Raw genomic sequence first — 16,322 nt, forward strand, 5'->3', positions numbered from 1 at the left:
ACATGCCCTTCCAGGTCGATTGCGATGTGCAATCCACCTAACCCTAGTCCGTTGCAATTAGCAATGGACTAGGGTGGAGAGGTGCCCAAGCAGTCGTTCGGCGACATCGCGTGTTCGATCGCGCGGGCCGTCGACGTGATCGGACAACGCTGGACGCCGTTGATCCTGCGTGACCTGTTCGCCGGATTGGTGCGGTTCGAAGACATTCGTCGTGACTTGGGTATCGCGTCGAACATCCTGGCCGCCCGTCTCGACGACCTCGAAGGCCACGGGGTGGTGGAACGGCGGCAGTACCAGAGCGCACCGCCGCGCCACGAGTACGTCCTGACTGACAAGGGACGTGATCTCTACCCGGTGATCGCGACCCTGCTTGCCTGGGGTGACAAGTGGCAGGCTGGTGCGGACGGGCCGCCTGCGCTACTCGTGCACACCGGATGTGGTTGCGTCACAACGGCAAAAACGGTCTGTGCCGAATGCGGTGGCGAACTGGACGCCGCGACAACCTCGGCCACGGCCGGTCCAGGTGCCCGGCCCGGCTCAGGTACTGCACTCATCGGGGAGTTCATTCTGGGCCGTGCCACGTAACTAGGCGAGGCTGGCTCTGATCCCGACCGTGACGTAGGGCAGCGCCAGCCCCGAAGAGTTGGCCAGCGCCGGGTGGGTGGCCAGCAGTTCCCGGACCTGCTCCAGCGTCCGGGTGCGCACCTTCTCCGGTGAGGTGATGCAGTAGCTGCGCGAGGCCACCAGATCGATGAGCGCCTGGGGCGTCAGGTAACTCGTCCACTCCACCTGGTGGCGTTCGATCGCGCCGAACGGCTCGGCCAGTGTCACCTCGCTGTTGAACGGATCGTGTTCGGGTCCGATGATGCGGCCCAGATCCTTGACCCAGCCCGACCGCTCGTCGCGGGTGTTCCACACCAGGCCCAACCGGCCGCCGGGGCGCAGCACCCGGCCGACCTCTTTCACGGCCCGCTCCGGGTCGAACCAGTGCCAGGCCTGCGCCACCAGCACCGCGTCGACGCTGTTGTCGGCCAGTGGGATCTCTTCGGCCGTGCCCAGCAGTGCCGGGGTGTCCGGCAACGAGTTCGACAGCAGCTCAAGCATTTCCGGGATGGGGTCGACGGCAATGACGTCCAGTCCGCGCTCTACGAGCCGGGTGGTCAACTTGCCGGTACCTGCACCCAGGTCCAGTACATCGTGGGCGCCCTCGGGAAGCAGCCAGTCGATCGCCTCCGGTGGATACGACGGCCGGCCGCGTTCGTAGGCTGCGGCCTCCGAGCCGAAGGACAGGGAACGCTGCTTGGGCGCGTTCACCGCTGTGCCAGCTCCAGTGTGCGGCGGATCAATTTGCCCACCACTTCCGTCTCGACCAGGAAGCCGTCGTGACCGTAGGCCGAGTCGACGACGTCCAGGCCGTTGCAGCCGGGCAGCAACTCGGCCAGTTCCTGTTGCAGGCGGATCGGGTAGAGCCGGTCGGAGGTGATTCCGCCGACGATGACGGGCACCGGACAACTGTGCAGCGCTTTGGCGACGCCGCCACGGTCCCGGCCCACATCGTGGGTGGACAGCGCATCGGACAGGGTCACGTAGGTGCCCGGGTCGAATCGGCGGGCCAACTTGCCGCCCTGGTATTCGAGGTAGCTCTGCACGCCGTAGCGGCCGCCGGTCCTCGGGTCCTCGTCGCCTTGAGCGTCGTTGGCGAAGCGGTCGTCGAGTTCCTCTTCACCGCGATACGTCAGATGCGCGAAGCGTCGCGCGATCTCCATGCCGGCCAACGGTGTCCGGCCGGTTTCGTAGTAGTCACCGCCCTGCCAGTCGGGATCGGTCTTGATCGCGGCCACCTGGGTGCTCTGGGTGCCGATCTGATCGGCGGTGGCACGGGCTCCGACGGCCAGCACCAGGCCGGATCGCACCTCGTCGGGGTGCCCGACGAGCCATTCCAGCGCCCGGGCTCCGCCCATCGACCCACCGACCACCGCGGCCACCTCGGTGATGCCGAAGGCGGCCAGGGCGGCCCGGTCGGCCTCGACCTGGTCGCGGATCGTGATCTGGGGGAACCTTGAGCCCCAAGGCTTTCCGTCGGGCGCGAGGGAGCCCGGCCCGGTGGAGCCCTGGCAGCCGCCGAGGACGTTGGTCGATATCGCGCACCACTGGTCGGTGTCGATCGGGGCGCCCGGTCCGGCCACCCCGTCCCACCAACCCGCGGTCGGATGGCCGTCGCCGGCCGGTCCGGTGACGTGGGAGTCGCCGGTCAGCGCGTGCAGCACCATCACCACGTTGTCGCGTGCGGGTGACAGTTCGCCCCATCGCTGCACGGCGATCGACACGTCAGGCAGGACGGTGCCGTTCTCGAGCGTCAATGCACCGATGCGCACCACGCCGATCTCGCCTTCGGCAGGCAACTGGAGGGTGGACACGGCCGGTTCTTCGGTGATCGTCATGCCGGTCTTCTCTCGCCGTCCTACACCGTCGCCGCAGTCTGCGCGACGCCGCTGAACGGACGCGCGGCGGCGAATCCCTGCTCCAGGTCGGCCAGGATGTCGTCGATCCCCTCGATGCCGACTGCCAACCGCACCAGACCGGGCGTGACACCGGTGGACAGCTGCTCCTCGGGGGAGAGCTGTGCGTGGGTGGTCGAGGCGGGGTGGATCACCAGGGAGCGCACGTCACCGATGTTGGCGACGTGGCTGTGCAGAGTCAGCGCGTTGACGAACGCCTTGCCGGCCTCGATTCCGCCTTTCAGCTCGAAGGCGAGCACGGCGCCCGTGCCCTTCGGGGCGAGCTTCTGGCCCAGCTCGTACCAGGGCGAGGTGGGGAGTCCGGCGTAATTCACCGAGGTGACGCCGTCATGCCCGGCCAGGAACTCAGCGACGCGTTGCGCATTCTCCACGTGGCGTTCAACACGCAGCGACAGCGTTTCCAATCCCTGCGCGATAAGGAAGGCGTTAAAAGGCGCAAGCGCCGACCCCAAATCGCGCAGCAGCTGCACCCGGGCTTTCAGCGCGTAGGCGGGCGCCCCGAGCTCGGCGAAGATCACGCCGTGGTAGCTGGGGTCCGGTGTGGTGAATCCGGGGAAGTTGCCGTTGGTCCAGTCGAAGTTGCCGCTGTCGACGATCACACCGGCGATCGCCGAGCCGTGGCCGCCCAGGTACTTGGTCGCCGAGTGCACCACAATGTCGGCGCCGAGGGCGATCGGCTGGATCAGGTAGGGCGTGGCGATGGTGTTGTCGACGATCAGCGGGACGCCGTTCTCGTGTGCCACGGCGGACACGTTCGGGATGTCGAGGATGTCGATCTGGGGATTGGAGATGGTTTCGGCGAAGAAGGCCTTGGTGTTCGGCCGCACGGCCGCCCGCCAGCTGTCCAGATTGTCGGGATTGTCGACGAAGCTGACCTCGATGCCGAGCTTGGGCAGCGTGTAGTGGAAGAGGTTGTAGGTGCCGCCGTACAGGCGCGGGCTGGAGACGATGTGGTCACCGGCGCCGGCCAGGTTGAGGATGGCAAAGGTCTCGGCAGCTTGCCCGGAGGACAGCAGCAGTGCGGCGACGCCACCTTCGAGTGCGGCGATGCGCTGCTCGACCACGTCGGTGGTCGGATTCATGATGCGGGTGTAGATGTTGCCCGGCTCGGCCAGGCCGAACAGGGCGGCGGCGTGGTCGGTGTCGCGGAATGTGTATGACGTGGTCTGGTAGATCGGCAGGGCCCGGGCGTTGGTGGCGCTGTCCGGGGTCTGGCCGGCGTGGACCTGCTTGGTCTCGAACGACCAGCTGTCGACGTTTTCGGGGGTTGTCATGGCTCGGTGTCTCCTCCTGGTGAGGGATGAGGAAAGAAGGGGCGTGGTCGGCTACCGGGGGTTGGGCGCGTCGTCGAAGACGACATGCGGACACCAACAGGTCACGGACACATACACATGGCTGGCCTCCATCAGGTTTCCCTGTCTGTCTGGGGGCCCGTACCTTCGGACCCGCGCTTGCCTTGCAGCCGGCCGGAAAAATTCCGTCGGCTACTCAACCTGGTCATCACCCAGGGCACCCCACCGCGGTTGGAGGGTTGCCGGCCAGCAAGCCGGGGCTTGACGCTGGCACTCATGACCGGCTTGCAGCTTATCGCAACGCGCTGAGGCCGTGCCAGTCGGTTGTCCGGGGTGTTTGCCGGTTCTTGCGCGCGCGGGGCTGGAACAGGTTCGGTTCGGCGGTCGCATGGAGGTGTCGGGCGCCCGAACGGAAGCCAAAGTTACTGGTCAGTAATGAAAGCTGCCCCTTCCGGGCGGTTCCCCTCCTTGTAGTCTGGCCGCGATACAAGAGCAGCGAATAACCACGAGTGACAACGAGTGATCCTCGTCGAACGAGACTGACGCCGGGAGAGCAACCATGACTGCCCAGCAGCCGACCATCATCTACACGCTGACCGACGAGGCGCCGCTACTTGCGACGTACTCCTTCCTGCCGATCATCCGTGCCTTCGCCGAGCCGGCGGGTATCGATGTCCAGACCAGTGACATCTCGGTCGCGGCCCGCATCCTGGCCGAATTCGGCGATTACCTGACCGAGGATCAGCGGGTCCCGGACAACCTCGGTGAGCTGGGCCGTCTCACTCAGCTGCCTGAGACCAACATCATCAAGCTGCCCAACATCAGCGCTTCGGTTCCGCAGCTCATGTCCGCGGTCAAGGAGTTGCAGGAGAAGGGGTACGCGATCCCCGACTATCCGGGCGACCCGAAGACCGACGAGGAGAAGGCGCTCAAGGACCGCTACTCCAAGATCCTCGGTAGCGCGGTGAACCCCGTTCTGCGCGAAGGGAACTCGGACCGCCGGGCCCCCAAGGCGGTCAAGGAGTACGCGCGCAAGCACCCGCACAGCATGGGCGATTGGTCGCAGGCGTCGCGGACCCACGTGGCCACCATGAAGACCGGCGACTTCTACCACGGTGAGAAGTCGATCACGCTGGACAAAGCCCACAACGTACGCATGGAGCTCGAGACGGCCGGCGGCGAGACCGTCGTGCTCAAGCCAGAGGTGAAGCTCGACGCGGGCGACGTCATCGACAGCATGTACATGAGCAAGAAGGCCCTGTGCGCCTTCTACGAAGAGCAGATCGAGGACGCCTACAAGACCGGCGTCATGTTCTCTCTGCATGTCAAGGCGACCATGATGAAGGTCAGCCACCCCATCGTGTTCGGCTACGCCGTCAAGATCTTCTACAAGGACGCCTTCGCCAAGCACCAGAAGCTGTTCGACGAGCTCGGCGTCAACGTCAACAACGGCTTGTCCGATCTCTACAGCAAGATCGAGGCGCTGCCCGCTTCGCAGCGTGAGGAGATCATCGAGGACCTGCACCGCTGCCACGAGCACCGGCCGGAGCTGGCCATGGTGGACTCGGCCAAGGGCATCTCGAACTTCCACTCGCCGAGCGATGTCATCGTCGATGCGTCGATGCCGGCGATGATCCGTCTCGGCGGCAAGATGTATGGCGCCGACGGCCGCACCAAGGACACGAAGGCGGTCAACCCGGAGTCGACGTTCTCGCGGATGTACCAGGAAGTGATCAACTTCTGTAAGACCCACGGTCAGTTCGATCCCACCACTATGGGCACGGTTCCCAACGTCGGTTTGATGGCGCAGAAGGCCGAGGAGTACGGCAGCCACGACAAGACGTTCGAGATTCCGGAGGCCGGTGTCGCCAAGATCGTCGACATCGATTCCGGTGAGGTGCTGCTGAGCCAGGAGGTCGAAGAGGGCGACATCTGGCGGATGCCGATCGTCAAGGACGCCCCGATCCGGGACTGGGTCAAGCTGGCTGTCAACCGCGCCCGGTTGTCCGGCATGCCTGCCGTGTTCTGGCTCGACGACGAGCGTCCGCACGAGAACGAGCTGCGCAAGAAGGTCAAGGCATACCTCAAGGAAGAGGACACCGAGGGCCTGGAGATCACGATCTTGCCGCAGGTGTGGGCCATGCGCTACACGCTGGAGCGTCTGATCCGGGGCAAGGACACCATTTCGGTGACCGGCAACATCCTGCGCGACTACCTGACCGACCTGTTCCCGATCCTGGAGCTGGGCACCAGCGCCAAGATGCTCTCGATCGTGCCGCTGATGGCCGGCGGTGGCCTGTACGAGACCGGTGCCGGTGGTTCGGCACCCAAGCATGTCCATCAGCTGGTGGAGGAGAACCACCTGCGCTGGGATTCGCTCGGCGAGTTCCTCGCGCTGGGGGCCAGCCTCGAGGATCTGGGTAACAAGCTCGACAACGAGAAGGCCAAGGTGCTGGCCACCGCGCTCGACACCGCGACCGGAAAGCTGTTGGACGAGAACAAGTCCCCGTCGCGCAAGACCGGGGAGCTCGACAATCGCGGCAGCCAGTTCTACCTTGCGCTGTACTGGGCGCAGGCGCTGGCCGAGCAGACCGAGGACAAGGAACTGGCCGCGCACTTCGCGCAGCTGGCCAAGGCGCTCGGCGAGCAGGAGCAGGCCATCGTTTCCGAACTCAATGCGGCGCAGGGCAAGCCGGCCGACATCGGCGGCTACTACTACCCGGACGCCGAGAAGACCGCCGCGGTGATGCGGCCGAGCAAGACGCTCAACGACGTCCTGGCGGAGGCCGAGAACGCTTAGGCGGTAGGGCGCGCGTCACCCCGTGGCGCGCGCCTTACCGATGTGCGGGTCCACGAATTCGGTGATCACCCGGGTGATGGTGTCGGGCGCTTCGAACATCGGGACGTGTCCGACGCCCTCGAGTGTCTTCACCACGGCATCCGCAGCCAGGCTCTTGGTGAAATGCCGGCTGAAGCGTGGCGCCGGCAGCACCCGGTCCTTCTCGCAGATCACGAGTTGGGTTGGGGTTCGTGAGTTTTTGATCTCCATCAGGCCCGCGGTGGTCAGTGCCTTGACCATGAGCTTGAAGTACGCCGGGCAGTGAGCCAGGTCCTCGATCAGGTCGCGGCGATCGCTGTCGTTCAGCACGTCGGGTGTGGCGCTCACGGCCAGATATGAGATCTGTTTGGTCAGTGGGAGTTTCAGCAGTTGCTGGCCCAACACCGCAGTCGACAGCACGATCGGCAGCGCGGCCACGAACTTGGCGATGATCTCGTACTTCGCCGGGGTGAACCGCGACCAGCCGCCGGCGGGGGCGATGCCGGTCAGCGTGCGGGCCCGCCCTCGGCGTTCCAGCTCAAAGGCCACCCAGCCGCCGAGCGAGTTGCCGACGATGTGCGCGGTGCACCAGCCCAGTTCGTCGAGCCGGCGTTCGACGTCGTCGGCCAGTGTCGCGACGTCGAGCAGGAGCGGGGCGTGCGCGCCGCCGTGGTGGCCGGCCATGGTGGGTGCAAACACCTCGTAGCGCCCGGTCTGTGCGAGTTGGGGTGCGACGTACTTCCACACACTCTGTGACAGGAGGAACGGATGCAGGAGCAGGAGGGGCTCGCCTGATCCCAGGTGGATGGGTGCACGTTCGGCCATGCCGCCCGACATTAAGGTGATACCGCCGGTACCGCAAGAGGCCGTCGGTGTGTGTCGGCGGGGGTCGGTAGGGTCTGGGCCGTGGCATCTCCGGCAACCCTGACCGTCAGCACCATCAACGTCAACGGCATTCGCGCCGCGGTCAAACAGCGGTCCACGGACAATCTCGGCCTGCTGCCCTGGCTCAAGGAGACCGAGGCCGATGTGGTGTGTCTGCAGGAGACCCGGGCCGACGACGAGCAGCTCAACGATGCCTTGGCGCCGGCCCTGGCCGACGGCTGGCACCTGGCCTCAGCGGTTCCGCATGTCAAGGGCCGCAACGGGGTTGCAGTGTTGTCCCGGCATCCCATCGAGGCGGCCCGGCTGCTGGTCTCCGACGAGTTCGAGGCCCACGGGCGCTACCTCGAGGTGGATACCGCGGGAGTGACGGTGGCCAGCGTGTACGTCCCGACCGGTGAGGCCGAGACGGACCGCCAGCTGGAGAAGGAACGGTTCATGGCCACCATCGCCGCCCGGATGGCCGAGTTGCAGGCCCGGGACGCGGTGCTGTGCGGTGACTGGAACATCGCGCACACCGAGAACGACATCAAGAACTGGAAGGGCAACGTCAAGAAGGCCGGCTTCCTGCCCAGTGAGCGGGCCTGGCTCACCGAGCTCTTGGGCACGGGCTGGGTGGACGTGGTGCGGGTGCTGCATCCCGACGTGGCCGGGCCTTACAGCTGGTGGTCATGGCGCGGCAAGGCTTTCGACAACGACGCCGGCTGGCGCATCGACTATCACCTGGCCAGCCCGACACTGGCCGCCAGGGCCAGTTCGGCACGGGTGGACCGGGCCGAGCTGTACGCGCTGCGGTGGTCCGACCACTCACCGGTGACGGTCAGCTACGGCTGACGCCACCCCGGCGTCCGGCCGAGGTGAGCCAGGATTTTGTCGAGATCTGTTGCCGCTGAACCATTGACGGCGCGGCCGAACGGCGAGGCTGCGGTCTCGCGGAAGTCTCCGTCGGGGATCTGCATGACCAGTGGCAGCGCGGCGGCGACCACGTCGTCCGGCAACTCGTAGGCCGACCCCAGGGTGGCGGCGACATCCCAGCCGTGGACCACGTAGTCCACAAGGTGGAACCCGATCGCCAAAGCGCCCGGGAATGTCGCATCCGGTCCGAACTCGGGCAAGGTAAACGTCGCCTCGGTGATTCCGTCGGCCGCGAACGCGTCGAGCACGTCGTGGGCGGCAGCGGCATAGGTGCCTGCCGGGTCGGCGCGTACGGCGTCGGCCACCGTCGCCGCCTTCCAGACCGCTTCGTCGGCACCGTTTCCGCGGGCGGCGGCGGCGAACCCATGATGCTGCACGGTCATATGCGCCAGAAGATCGGCCAGCGTCCACTCCGCACACGGCGTGGGGCGGTCCAGGTCGGAGGCGCGAACCGCGTCGACGGCTTCGATCGAGCGCAGAACGGCGACGCGGTGAACGGGGCGTAGATCGGTTTCAATAGTAGGCATACGCCTACGATATGCTGGAGCATACGATAATGCAACGCCTACGATGAGAAGATGCCGAAGCGCCCGGACCTGGCAGCCATGCTCGCCCCGTTGATGCGGGACCTGATGGCCGCCGAGCAGCCCGTGCTCGACGCGCACGGCCTGACGATGTGGGGCTACGTCGTGCTGCTTGCCCTCGACCGGTCCTCGGTGCGGACGCAGGCGGCACTGGCCGAGGCGATCGGCGCCGACAAGACGCGCATCATCCGCACCCTCGATGACCTGCAACAGCAGGGCTTCATCGAGCGCGAGGCCGACCCCGACGACCGGCGGGTGCGGCTGCTGGCCATCACCGAGGCGGGCCGCGCGATCAAGGATGCGGTCCAGCGGGAGATCCAGCGCGGCGAGGAGCGTTGGCTGGGTGACCTGACTGCCGAGGATCGGAAAGTGTTCCTGCGGGTGCTGCAGCAGCTGACCCGCGAAGAATCCGGATGACGCCAGTGCGAAAATCAGATCATCATGAGTAGCGGAAGCAAACAGGTCGTATTCTCGGGCGCCCAGCCCACCTCTGACTCCCTGCACCTCGGCAATGCCCTGGGTGCCGTCACGCACTGGGCGCAGTTGCAGGACGGTTACGAGGCGTTCTTCTGCGTCGTCGACCAGCACGCCATCACCGTGCCGCAGGATCCCGAGACCCTGCGCCGGCGCACGCTGGTGACGGCCGCGCAGTACCTGGCGTTGGGCATCGACCCGAAGCGCAGCACCGTGTTCGTCCAGAGCCACGTGCCCGAGCACAGCCAATTGGCTTGGGTGCTCGGGTGTTTCACCGGATTCGGCCAGGCGTCGAGGATGACGCAGTTCAAGGACAAGTCGCAGAAGCAGGGGGCAGATGCCACGACCGTGGGTCTGTTCACCTATCCGGTGCTGATGGCCGCCGACGTGCTGCTCTACGACACCGATCTGGTTCCGGTCGGGGAGGATCAGCGGCAGCATCTCGAGTTGGCCCGCGACCTCGCCCAGCGGTTCAACGCACGATTCCCCGACACCTTCGTGGTGCCCGAGGCCATGATCCCCAAGGCGACGGCCAAGATCTACGACCTGCAGGATCCGTCGGCGAAGATGAGCAAGTCCGCGGCGTCCGATGCCGGGCTGATCAGCCTCCTCGACGATCCCAAGGCGACGGCCAAGAAGATCCGCTCCGCGGTGACCGACAGTGAGCGGGAGATCCGGTTCGATCCGGAGGCCAAGCCCGGCATCTCGAACCTGCTGACCATCCAGTCAGCGGTGACCGGTACCGATGTCGACAAGCTGGTCGAGGGCTATGCCGGCCGCGGTTACGGCGACCTCAAGAAGGAGACCGCCGAGGCCGTGGTGGAGTTCGTCACCCCGATCAAGACCAGGGTGGACGAATTGCTGGCCGATCCGACCGAACTCCAGTCGGTTCTCGCGGCCGGGGCGGAACACGCCCGGGAGGTCGCGGGGAAGACACTCGCCCGCGTTTACGACAGGATAGGGTTTCTCCAGCAAACGCAATGAGGGCCAGGGGAGGGTCGGCGGTGAACGAGGCGGAGAAGCCGGGATTATTGGCACGGGTCCGCACACGGTTTCCCTGGTTCGACCATGTGATGCGCGCGCAGGAGCGCTATAACGACTGCAACGGCAACTTCTACGCCGCTGGCATCACCTATTTCACGATTTTCGCGCTGTTCCCGCTGCTGATGGTGGGCTTCGCCGCGGGCGGTTTTCTGCTGTCGCGCCGTCCGGATCTGCTCGAAGAACTCGAGCGCCGGATCCGTGAGGCGGTATCAGGCGACCTCGGCCAGCAACTGATCACCCTGATGGACTCGGCCATCGCCTCGCGCGGCACCGTCGGCGTGATCGGCCTCGCGACCGCGGCGTGGGCCGGCCTGGGCTGGATGGCCAATCTCCGTGAGGCGCTCAGCCAGATGTGGGAGCAACATCAGGGTGAGTCCAACTTTGTCGGCAACAAACTGTCGGACCTTCTCGCTCTGGTGTCGGCGTTCCTCGCCATGGTGGTCACCATCGCGCTGACTGCACTCGGCGACCCCACGCTGATGCGGAAAGTGCTGCGATGGATCGGCTTCCAGGATGGCATCATCCTCGGCAGCGGGTTGCGCGTCATCTCGATCGCGGTGTCGGTCTCGATCTCGTGGCTCTTGTTCACCTGGATCATCTCCCGGTTGCCGCGCGAACCGGTGCCCTTCCGCCGGTGCTTTCGGGCCGGCCTGCTGGCCGCCGTCGGTTTCGAGGTCTTCAAACAGGTCGCGTCGATATACCTGCAATCCGTGCTGAGTGGTCCGGCCGGGGCGACGTTCGGTCCGGTGCTGGGCCTGATGGTGTTCGCCTACGTCACCGCGCGGCTCATCCTGTTCGCGACAGCTTGGGCGGCGACATCGCGGGAGAGCCTGGCCGAGGCGCCGGTGCTACCACCGGACCCCGCGCAGATCGTCACCAGGGTGCAGGTCCGCGAGGGGATCGGGGCGCCCGGCGCGCTCGCCGCTGCTGCCGTGGGAGCTATTGGCGCACTCGGGCTTTCGCGGCTGTTGCGACGTTAGTGGCTGACGACTTTCAGGCCCACGATGCAGCCGACCACGCCGAGCATGAGTAGCACCTTGACCACCGATGCGGATTCCGCGCCGGTGATCATCGCGAAGCCGACGGTGAGCACCGCGCCGATGCCGACCCAGACCGCATAGCTGGTGCCGGGGGGCAGGCTGCGCATCGCGATGGCCAGGCCGCCCATCGAGAACGCAAGTGCCACAAGGAACACGACTGACGGAACCAGGCGGGTGAAACCCTCGGTCTTGCTCAGTGCGGTCGCCCAGACCGCTTCCAGGACACCAGAGACGACGAGAATCAGCCAAGCCATGGCACACCTCCAAACACCCCGTCTTGTCGCTGGCCGGGTACGGGTGCGCCTCGTCCGGTGCCATGTGCTGGCAATTGCCATTGTAACAACGACGTAACATTGCTGGCTGTGAGCTTGGCAACCACCTGGTCGCAATCGATCGGCATTGATGTCCCCATCGTCAACGCGCCGATGGGCGGCGCGGCCGGAGGCCGCCTTGCGGCTGCGGTCTCGGCCGCCGGCGGTCTGGGCATGGTCGGAATGGGCAGTTCGGCGACGGCCGAACAATTGACCGCCGAACTGGGGCAACTCCACGGGCAGCGATTCGGAATCGGCCTGGTGCACTGGGTCACCCAGGATCGCCCGGACTTGCTCGAAGTGGCGTTGGCCGCTCGGCCGACGTTGCTGAGCGTGAGCTTCGGGGCGGACTGGGACTGGGTGCGTCGGGCGCACGACGCCGGCGTGACGGTGACCACCCAGGTGGCGACGGTCGATGCCGCGCGACGCGCGGTCGACGCCGGCATCGACGTTGTGGTGGCGCGCGGTGCCGAGGGCGGCGGCCACGGTGAGCCGACGGTCGGGACTCTGCCGCTGTTGGCCGACGTGCTCGACGCCGTCGATGTGCCGGTCCTGGCGGCCGGCGGCATCTCGTCGGCACGGGCGGTGGCTGCGGTGCTGGCCGCCGGGGCGGCCGCGGCCTGGGTCGGCACGGCATTCGCGGCTTGTTCGGAGGCACTGACCGCGGTCCCGGCACGTGATGCCCTGCTGGCCGCAGAGGGGGACAGTACCGAGCTGACCACCGAATACGACGTTGCTGCCGGATACCGATGGCCGCCGAGCATTCCCGAGCGTGTGCTGCGTGGGTCGCCGGTCAATGCGGGGCAGGGCGTGGGGCTGGTGCGGCGTCAAACCGGCGCGGCCGAGATCGTGCGATCGCTGTCCGAAGGGGCGCAGCAGCTACTCGGCCGGTGGGGTTGATGGGCCTGCCGATCCGTCGAGAGCGGCGACGGGTCGGCAGGCCCGGAACGTATTTAACCTGAGCGCAAATTATTTGTCAGTCGAACCCGCGAATTCGCTGACTCTCAGCTGAGCACCTTCTCAACGGCTGCGAGAACCCCGCCCGCACCGTCCTCGACAGCGACAGCTGCCGCGATCTTCGCCGCCCGGTGTCCGAAGCTGTTATCTGACAACACGTCGTGTATTGATGCGCCGAGATTCTCCGCGCTGAGTCGACGCTGTGGGATCGGCGGCGGACTGACTCCGAGTTCGAACAGCCTTCGTGCCCAGAACGGTTGATCGCCGTAGGCACCCGGTGCCGCGATCGCCGGCACACCGGCACGTAGCCCCGCCGCGGCAGTGCCCGCGCCGCAGTGGTGAACGACGGCCGCCGCCTGCGCAAACAGCCAGTCGTGGGGCACGTCGCCGACCGCAATCACGTCGTCCCCGCTGAAGTCGAGCCCCGCCCAGCCGGCCTGGATCACGGCGCGGGTGCCCGCGTCCCGAACTGCCTGTGCGGCAAGCGTGGACAGCCGTTGGGCCTCGGCGCTGGTGTTGACGGTGCTGCCGAAGCCGATGACGACCGGTGGCGGGCCGGCGTCGAGAAACTGGACCAGTTCGGCGGGTGGTTGCCATCGGGCCGGATGTGCCGGCCACCAGTAGCCGACGACCTCGATTCCCGGGCGCCAATCGGACGGCCGCGGCAGCACGGTGGGGGAGTAACCGTAGAGGATCGGCCAACGAGCATCGGTGCGCCGTCGTCGCAGCGATCGAGCCGATGCCTTCGGCAGACCGAGATGCGCGCGAAAGCCGTTGACCGTCTTCCCGTATAGCCCGTCGATCATGGCCTCACCGATGCGCGCCGCCGCCCTGTTTCCGTGCGGACCGGCGGTCCAGGCACCCAGCACTGCCGGCGGATAAGCGGCGGTGGCCGACATGGGCTGCAACCGCACACCGATGCTGGGGATGGCGAGCGCGTCGGCGAGCGGATGTCCCACCAGTTCCGCGAACGGCGACAGCAGGACGAGATCGAGCGGTTCGGCTTGGACGGCGGCCAACACCGCGTCGCCCAAACCGCGCATGCCGCGTGGGAAGAGGAAGGCCGCCATGGCCTGCGCCGCCCGGCGTGCCGATACGTCCGATAAATCGGCTGTGCCATCGTCGAGCCCGCGGAACTCCAGCCCGCAACCGGTGACCATCTCTGCGAATGCCTGATAGGCCACCACGATCACGCGATGCCCGGCTCGCTGCAACCGCGCACCGACCCCGGTCAGCGGTGCTACATCGCCGTGACTGCCGATGGCGATGATCGCGACGGTGGCCATCTATCCGCCCGGGGTGGCGAAGACGAACAACGCCATGAACGCGATGTTGATGAAGAACGTTGCTTCCACCAGGCTCACCGTGATGAAAAACGGTGTGTACAAGCGTGCTTGGGCTTCCGGTTGGCGTGCTACACCGGCGATGAACTGCGAACCGGCGAGCCCGTCGCCGATACCGGCGCCGATCGCGCCGCCGGCCAGAACAATCGCCCCGGCCAGCAGGGCGTTACCCATCAGTGCGTCACTTGCCATGATGAACCTCCTGTGATCGTGCGAGCAGTTCGGTGATGCGGTGCGTTGCCGAACCCGCTCCGTCCTCAGCGGCGAGCAGGTTCGAGAGATGTTGAGCGCGTGCCCGATACGACGGATTGCCGCAGACCTCGCGGAGGGCGCTGGCGAGTTCGGAGGCGGTTACCTTGGCGCGCGGAAGGGCGGGAGGTGCGGCGCCCAGGAGTCGCAGCCGCTTCGCCCAGAACGGTTGATCCATGATCCCGGTGACGGGTATCGACGGAACACCAGCCCGGAGGGTTGCTGCGGTGGTACCCGCACCGCAATGGTGCACGACCGCAGCGACCCGGGGAAACAACCATGAGTGCGGCAGGTCGTCGATCATCAGAACGTCGTCCCCGCTGCAGTGCAGCCCGGCCCAGCCGGTCTGCACCACCGCCCTCGTGCCGGTGGCACGCAGCGCTGAGCTGATGGTGTCGGACAGCTCGGGTCCCCGCGCGGTTGCGGTACTGCCGAGGCCGACGAATACCGGTGGCGGACCGGCCTGCAGGAAGTCGACCAGTTGCCCTGGCGGAGACCAGTTATCGGGCTCTGATGGCCACCAGTAGCCGGTGACCTGCAGGTGTGCCGGCCAGTCCGCGGGGCGCGGCACCACGTGCTCACTGAACCCGTGCAGGATGGGCCAGGTGGCTGCGCGTCTGTCCTGATACCCCGCCAACGTGGTCGGGCGCAGCCCGAGCTCGGCGCGTAGCTCGTTGATCAGCGCCAGGTGCGGCTTCTCGCCGAGCGCGCCCAACCGGCCGACGACGCGGTTGCCCCAGCGACCGAGCGATCGGGCGCTGAGCACTGACGGCAGGAAGTCGCCGGTGGGTGCGGTCGGTTGGAGTAGCACCCCGGCGCTGGGGATGCCGAGTCCTTCGGCGACGTGGTATCCGAGGAGAGCCGCGACGGATGGAAGCAGCAGTAGGTCAGCATCTTTCGCTGCCTCGATCAAGCCTCCGCCCAGCCGGCGCAGATCCTCGCGCATCTCGCCGAGCAGGGCCCGGGACGGCCGCATCCTGCCCCCGTCGATGAACGCCTGCGCGACCGGTGAAGCCTTGGTCGCGCGTTCGGTATCCCCAGGCAGTGAGCGGAATTCAGTTCCGGAGGCGCACACGAGTTCCCGGTACGGCTCCTGGGCGGCGACCGCGACGTGGTAACCCTCCTGGGTGAGGCTTCGCGCCAGACCCGTGTACGGGGCGACGTCCCCGCGGCTGCCGAAGGCGGCGATGACGATGGTGGTCACGGCGCGGTGGCCTTCTCGAAGATGTCGACGAGTACTTCGCCGTGCGCGATCACGTCGTAGTCGGGGTCGCGCGCGTACTCCTGGGCTGCGCTGTCCAGCCCGCCGCGCAGGATGTTCTTCATGAACGGCGGCGACAGTTTCCGGAACTCACCGCTTTGTAGGCCGGCGGCGAAGATGCTCTGCGGGTCGAGAGCGGCCAGGTCTCCGGTCGGCGGATTCTCCTGGACCGCTTTGGCCGCGGCCTGATCGACCCGCAGTCCGTCCGCGTCGCGGTATCCGGAGATGAGCTCCAGCATCGCCACGGCCGCCGACCGGTTGGCCGCGACGAACGCAATGTTGGCCCGGATGTAGGCGGACAGCTTTGCCGCCGAGGTTGTTTCGGCGTTGACCGCTGGGACGATCACCGCGGCGCCACGCGTGAAGATCTCGGTGAATACCGCCTCGACCACTTCCGACTTGCTGGTGAAGTGATACAACACAGCGCTTTTCGCGATACCGATGTGTTCGGCGATCCGCGCCAGCGACGCCTGTGGATAGCCCTGCTCGGCGATCACCTCAAGGGCGCCTTCGACAATCTGCCGACGGCGGGCCTGTTCGGTGAACGTCTTCGTGCGTTCTGACCGCATGGTCTGAGATTAGACCGGTCGGTCAGAAATTGGCAAGAGGTGGCTGCAAGTGGCCAACAGGAAG

At 66.6% G+C, this 16,322-nt stretch carries 17 protein-coding genes and 2 riboswitches; of the genes, 7 read left to right on the top strand and 10 right to left on the bottom strand.

Annotation, left to right across the window (positions count from 1 at the left end):
• Positions 1 to 81: 81 nt before the first annotated feature.
• Positions 82 to 585 carry a winged helix-turn-helix transcriptional regulator gene (locus tag ACZYZF_RS11440; RefSeq protein ID WP_463744792.1) on the top strand — a complete coding sequence of 168 codons (504 nt, stop codon included), beginning with the start codon at positions 82 to 84 and terminating at the stop codon, positions 583 to 585.
• On the opposite strand, the gene ACZYZF_RS11445 is transcribed toward ACZYZF_RS11440, so the two are convergent.
• From ACZYZF_RS11445 to ACZYZF_RS11455, 3 genes are read right to left on the bottom strand one after another with little or no spacing between them, the layout of a single operon-like run.
• Complete coding sequence (locus ACZYZF_RS11445) at positions 586 to 1,314, bottom strand: class I SAM-dependent methyltransferase (protein ID WP_463744791.1); 729 nt, start codon at positions 1,312 to 1,314, stop codon at positions 586 to 588.
• A complete protein-coding gene (metX, locus tag ACZYZF_RS11450) occupies positions 1,311 to 2,441 on the bottom strand; it encodes a homoserine O-acetyltransferase MetX (RefSeq protein ID WP_463835725.1) in 1,131 nt (376 codons plus the stop codon). Before metX ends, ACZYZF_RS11445 begins: the two co-directional genes overlap by 4 nt.
• Positions 2,442 to 2,461: 20 nt before the next feature.
• The gene (locus tag ACZYZF_RS11455) at positions 2,462 to 3,793 is read right to left on the bottom strand and encodes a bifunctional o-acetylhomoserine/o-acetylserine sulfhydrylase (protein WP_463744789.1); all 1,332 of its coding nucleotides are present in this window, start codon (positions 3,791 to 3,793) and stop codon (positions 2,462 to 2,464) included.
• 168 nt (positions 3,794 to 3,961) lie between these two features.
• Positions 3,962 to 4,093, bottom strand: a riboswitch (SAM riboswitch).
• A 277-nt stretch (positions 4,094 to 4,370) separates the two neighbouring features.
• On the opposite strand from ACZYZF_RS11455, the gene ACZYZF_RS11460 reads away from it, so the two are divergent.
• On the top strand, positions 4,371 to 6,611 hold the full coding sequence (locus ACZYZF_RS11460) for an NADP-dependent isocitrate dehydrogenase (RefSeq protein ID WP_463835726.1): 2,241 nt from the start codon (positions 4,371 to 4,373) through the stop codon (positions 6,609 to 6,611).
• A gap of 15 nt (positions 6,612 to 6,626) precedes the next feature.
• Here ACZYZF_RS11460 and ACZYZF_RS11465 read toward each other — a convergent pair whose 3' ends face one another.
• A complete protein-coding gene (locus ACZYZF_RS11465) occupies positions 6,627 to 7,454 on the bottom strand; it encodes an alpha/beta fold hydrolase (RefSeq protein ID WP_463835728.1) in 828 nt (275 codons plus the stop codon).
• 99 nt (positions 7,455 to 7,553) lie between these two features.
• On the opposite strand from ACZYZF_RS11465, the gene ACZYZF_RS11470 reads away from it, so the two are divergent.
• Positions 7,554 to 8,345, top strand: a complete 792-nt coding sequence (locus ACZYZF_RS11470; protein WP_463835881.1) for an exodeoxyribonuclease III — start codon at positions 7,554 to 7,556, stop codon at positions 8,343 to 8,345.
• Here ACZYZF_RS11470 and ACZYZF_RS11475 read toward each other — a convergent pair.
• A complete protein-coding gene (locus ACZYZF_RS11475; protein ID WP_463835729.1) occupies positions 8,336 to 8,953 on the bottom strand; it encodes a TIGR03086 family metal-binding protein in 618 nt (205 codons plus the stop codon). The genes ACZYZF_RS11470 and ACZYZF_RS11475 overlap by 10 nt on opposite strands.
• A 51-nt stretch (positions 8,954 to 9,004) precedes the next feature.
• Here ACZYZF_RS11475 and ACZYZF_RS11480 point away from each other — a divergent pair, with 51 nt between their 5' ends.
• Genes ACZYZF_RS11480 through yhjD form a run of 3 tightly spaced genes read left to right on the top strand, consistent with a single transcriptional unit; the run spans position 9,005 to position 11,508 of the window.
• Positions 9,005 to 9,427, top strand: a complete 423-nt coding sequence (locus tag ACZYZF_RS11480; protein WP_463835730.1) for a MarR family winged helix-turn-helix transcriptional regulator — start codon at positions 9,005 to 9,007, stop codon at positions 9,425 to 9,427.
• Positions 9,428 to 9,451: 24 nt separating this feature from the next.
• Complete coding sequence (gene trpS / locus ACZYZF_RS11485) at positions 9,452 to 10,468, top strand: tryptophan--tRNA ligase (RefSeq protein WP_463835732.1); 1,017 nt, start codon at positions 9,452 to 9,454, stop codon at positions 10,466 to 10,468.
• A 20-nt stretch (positions 10,469 to 10,488) separates the two neighbouring features.
• Positions 10,489 to 11,508 (top strand): inner membrane protein YhjD, encoded by a 1,020-nt coding sequence (yhjD, locus tag ACZYZF_RS11490; protein ID WP_463835733.1) that lies wholly within the window; start codon positions 10,489 to 10,491, stop codon positions 11,506 to 11,508.
• On the opposite strand, the gene ACZYZF_RS11495 is transcribed toward yhjD, so the two are convergent.
• Positions 11,505 to 11,822: a DMT family transporter gene (locus ACZYZF_RS11495; protein ID WP_463835735.1), complete on the bottom strand. Its 318-nt coding sequence runs from the start codon at positions 11,820 to 11,822 to the stop codon at positions 11,505 to 11,507. The two genes, yhjD and ACZYZF_RS11495, sit on opposite strands and share 4 nt — an antisense overlap.
• Positions 11,823 to 11,834: 12 nt before the next feature.
• A riboswitch (guanidine-III (ykkC-III) riboswitch) is annotated at positions 11,835 to 11,900 on the bottom strand.
• A gap of 30 nt (positions 11,901 to 11,930) precedes the next feature.
• Between ACZYZF_RS11495 and ACZYZF_RS11500 the strand changes: the two genes are divergently transcribed.
• On the top strand, positions 11,931 to 12,779 hold the full coding sequence (locus ACZYZF_RS11500; RefSeq protein ID WP_463835736.1) for an NAD(P)H-dependent flavin oxidoreductase: 849 nt from the start codon (positions 11,931 to 11,933) through the stop codon (positions 12,777 to 12,779).
• A 104-nt stretch (positions 12,780 to 12,883) separates the two neighbouring features.
• Here the strand turns inward: ACZYZF_RS11500 and ACZYZF_RS11505 are convergent, their stop codons facing one another.
• From ACZYZF_RS11505 to ACZYZF_RS11520, 4 genes are read right to left on the bottom strand one after another with little or no spacing between them, the layout of a single operon-like run.
• The gene (locus ACZYZF_RS11505; RefSeq protein WP_463835737.1) at positions 12,884 to 14,122 is read right to left on the bottom strand and encodes a glycosyltransferase; all 1,239 of its coding nucleotides are present in this window, start codon (positions 14,120 to 14,122) and stop codon (positions 12,884 to 12,886) included.
• Positions 14,123 to 14,353, bottom strand: coding sequence for a F0F1 ATP synthase subunit C (locus ACZYZF_RS11510; protein ID WP_122975218.1), 231 nt, complete (start codon positions 14,351 to 14,353; stop codon positions 14,123 to 14,125).
• A gap of 7 nt (positions 14,354 to 14,360) precedes the next feature.
• Complete coding sequence (locus tag ACZYZF_RS11515) at positions 14,361 to 15,632, bottom strand: glycosyltransferase (RefSeq protein WP_463835738.1); 1,272 nt, start codon at positions 15,630 to 15,632, stop codon at positions 14,361 to 14,363.
• Complete coding sequence (locus tag ACZYZF_RS11520) at positions 15,629 to 16,258, bottom strand: TetR/AcrR family transcriptional regulator (RefSeq protein ID WP_463744778.1); 630 nt, start codon at positions 16,256 to 16,258, stop codon at positions 15,629 to 15,631. Before ACZYZF_RS11520 ends, ACZYZF_RS11515 begins: the two co-directional genes overlap by 4 nt.
• Between the last annotated feature and the right edge of the window lie 64 nt (positions 16,259 to 16,322).

This window comes from Mycobacterium sp. IDUB_24, from assembly GCF_055419385.1.

Excerpts from the sequence above, each read along its gene's own strand:
- metX (WP_463835725.1), bottom strand. The coding sequence starts at position 2,441 with ATGACGATCACCGAAGAACCGGCCGTGTCCACCCTCCAGTTGCCTGCC.
- ACZYZF_RS11455 (WP_463744789.1), bottom strand. The coding sequence starts at position 3,793 with ATGACAACCCCCGAAAACGTCGACAGCTGGTCGTTCGAGACCAAGCAG.
- ACZYZF_RS11460 (WP_463835726.1), top strand. The coding sequence starts at position 4,371 with ATGACTGCCCAGCAGCCGACCATCATCTACACGCTGACCGACGAGGCG.
- ACZYZF_RS11465 (WP_463835728.1), bottom strand. The coding sequence starts at position 7,454 with ATGGCCGAACGTGCACCCATCCACCTGGGATCAGGCGAGCCCCTCCTG.
- ACZYZF_RS11475 (WP_463835729.1), bottom strand. The coding sequence starts at position 8,953 with ATGCCTACTATTGAAACCGATCTACGCCCCGTTCACCGCGTCGCCGTT.
- ACZYZF_RS11480 (WP_463835730.1), top strand. The coding sequence starts at position 9,005 with ATGCCGAAGCGCCCGGACCTGGCAGCCATGCTCGCCCCGTTGATGCGG.
- trpS (WP_463835732.1), top strand. The coding sequence starts at position 9,452 with ATGAGTAGCGGAAGCAAACAGGTCGTATTCTCGGGCGCCCAGCCCACC.
- ACZYZF_RS11495 (WP_463835735.1), bottom strand. The coding sequence starts at position 11,822 with ATGGCTTGGCTGATTCTCGTCGTCTCTGGTGTCCTGGAAGCGGTCTGG.
- ACZYZF_RS11505 (WP_463835737.1), bottom strand. The coding sequence starts at position 14,122 with ATGGCCACCGTCGCGATCATCGCCATCGGCAGTCACGGCGATGTAGCA.
- ACZYZF_RS11510 (WP_122975218.1), bottom strand. The coding sequence starts at position 14,353 with ATGGGTAACGCCCTGCTGGCCGGGGCGATTGTTCTGGCCGGCGGCGCG.
- ACZYZF_RS11520 (WP_463744778.1), bottom strand. The coding sequence starts at position 16,258 with ATGCGGTCAGAACGCACGAAGACGTTCACCGAACAGGCCCGCCGTCGG.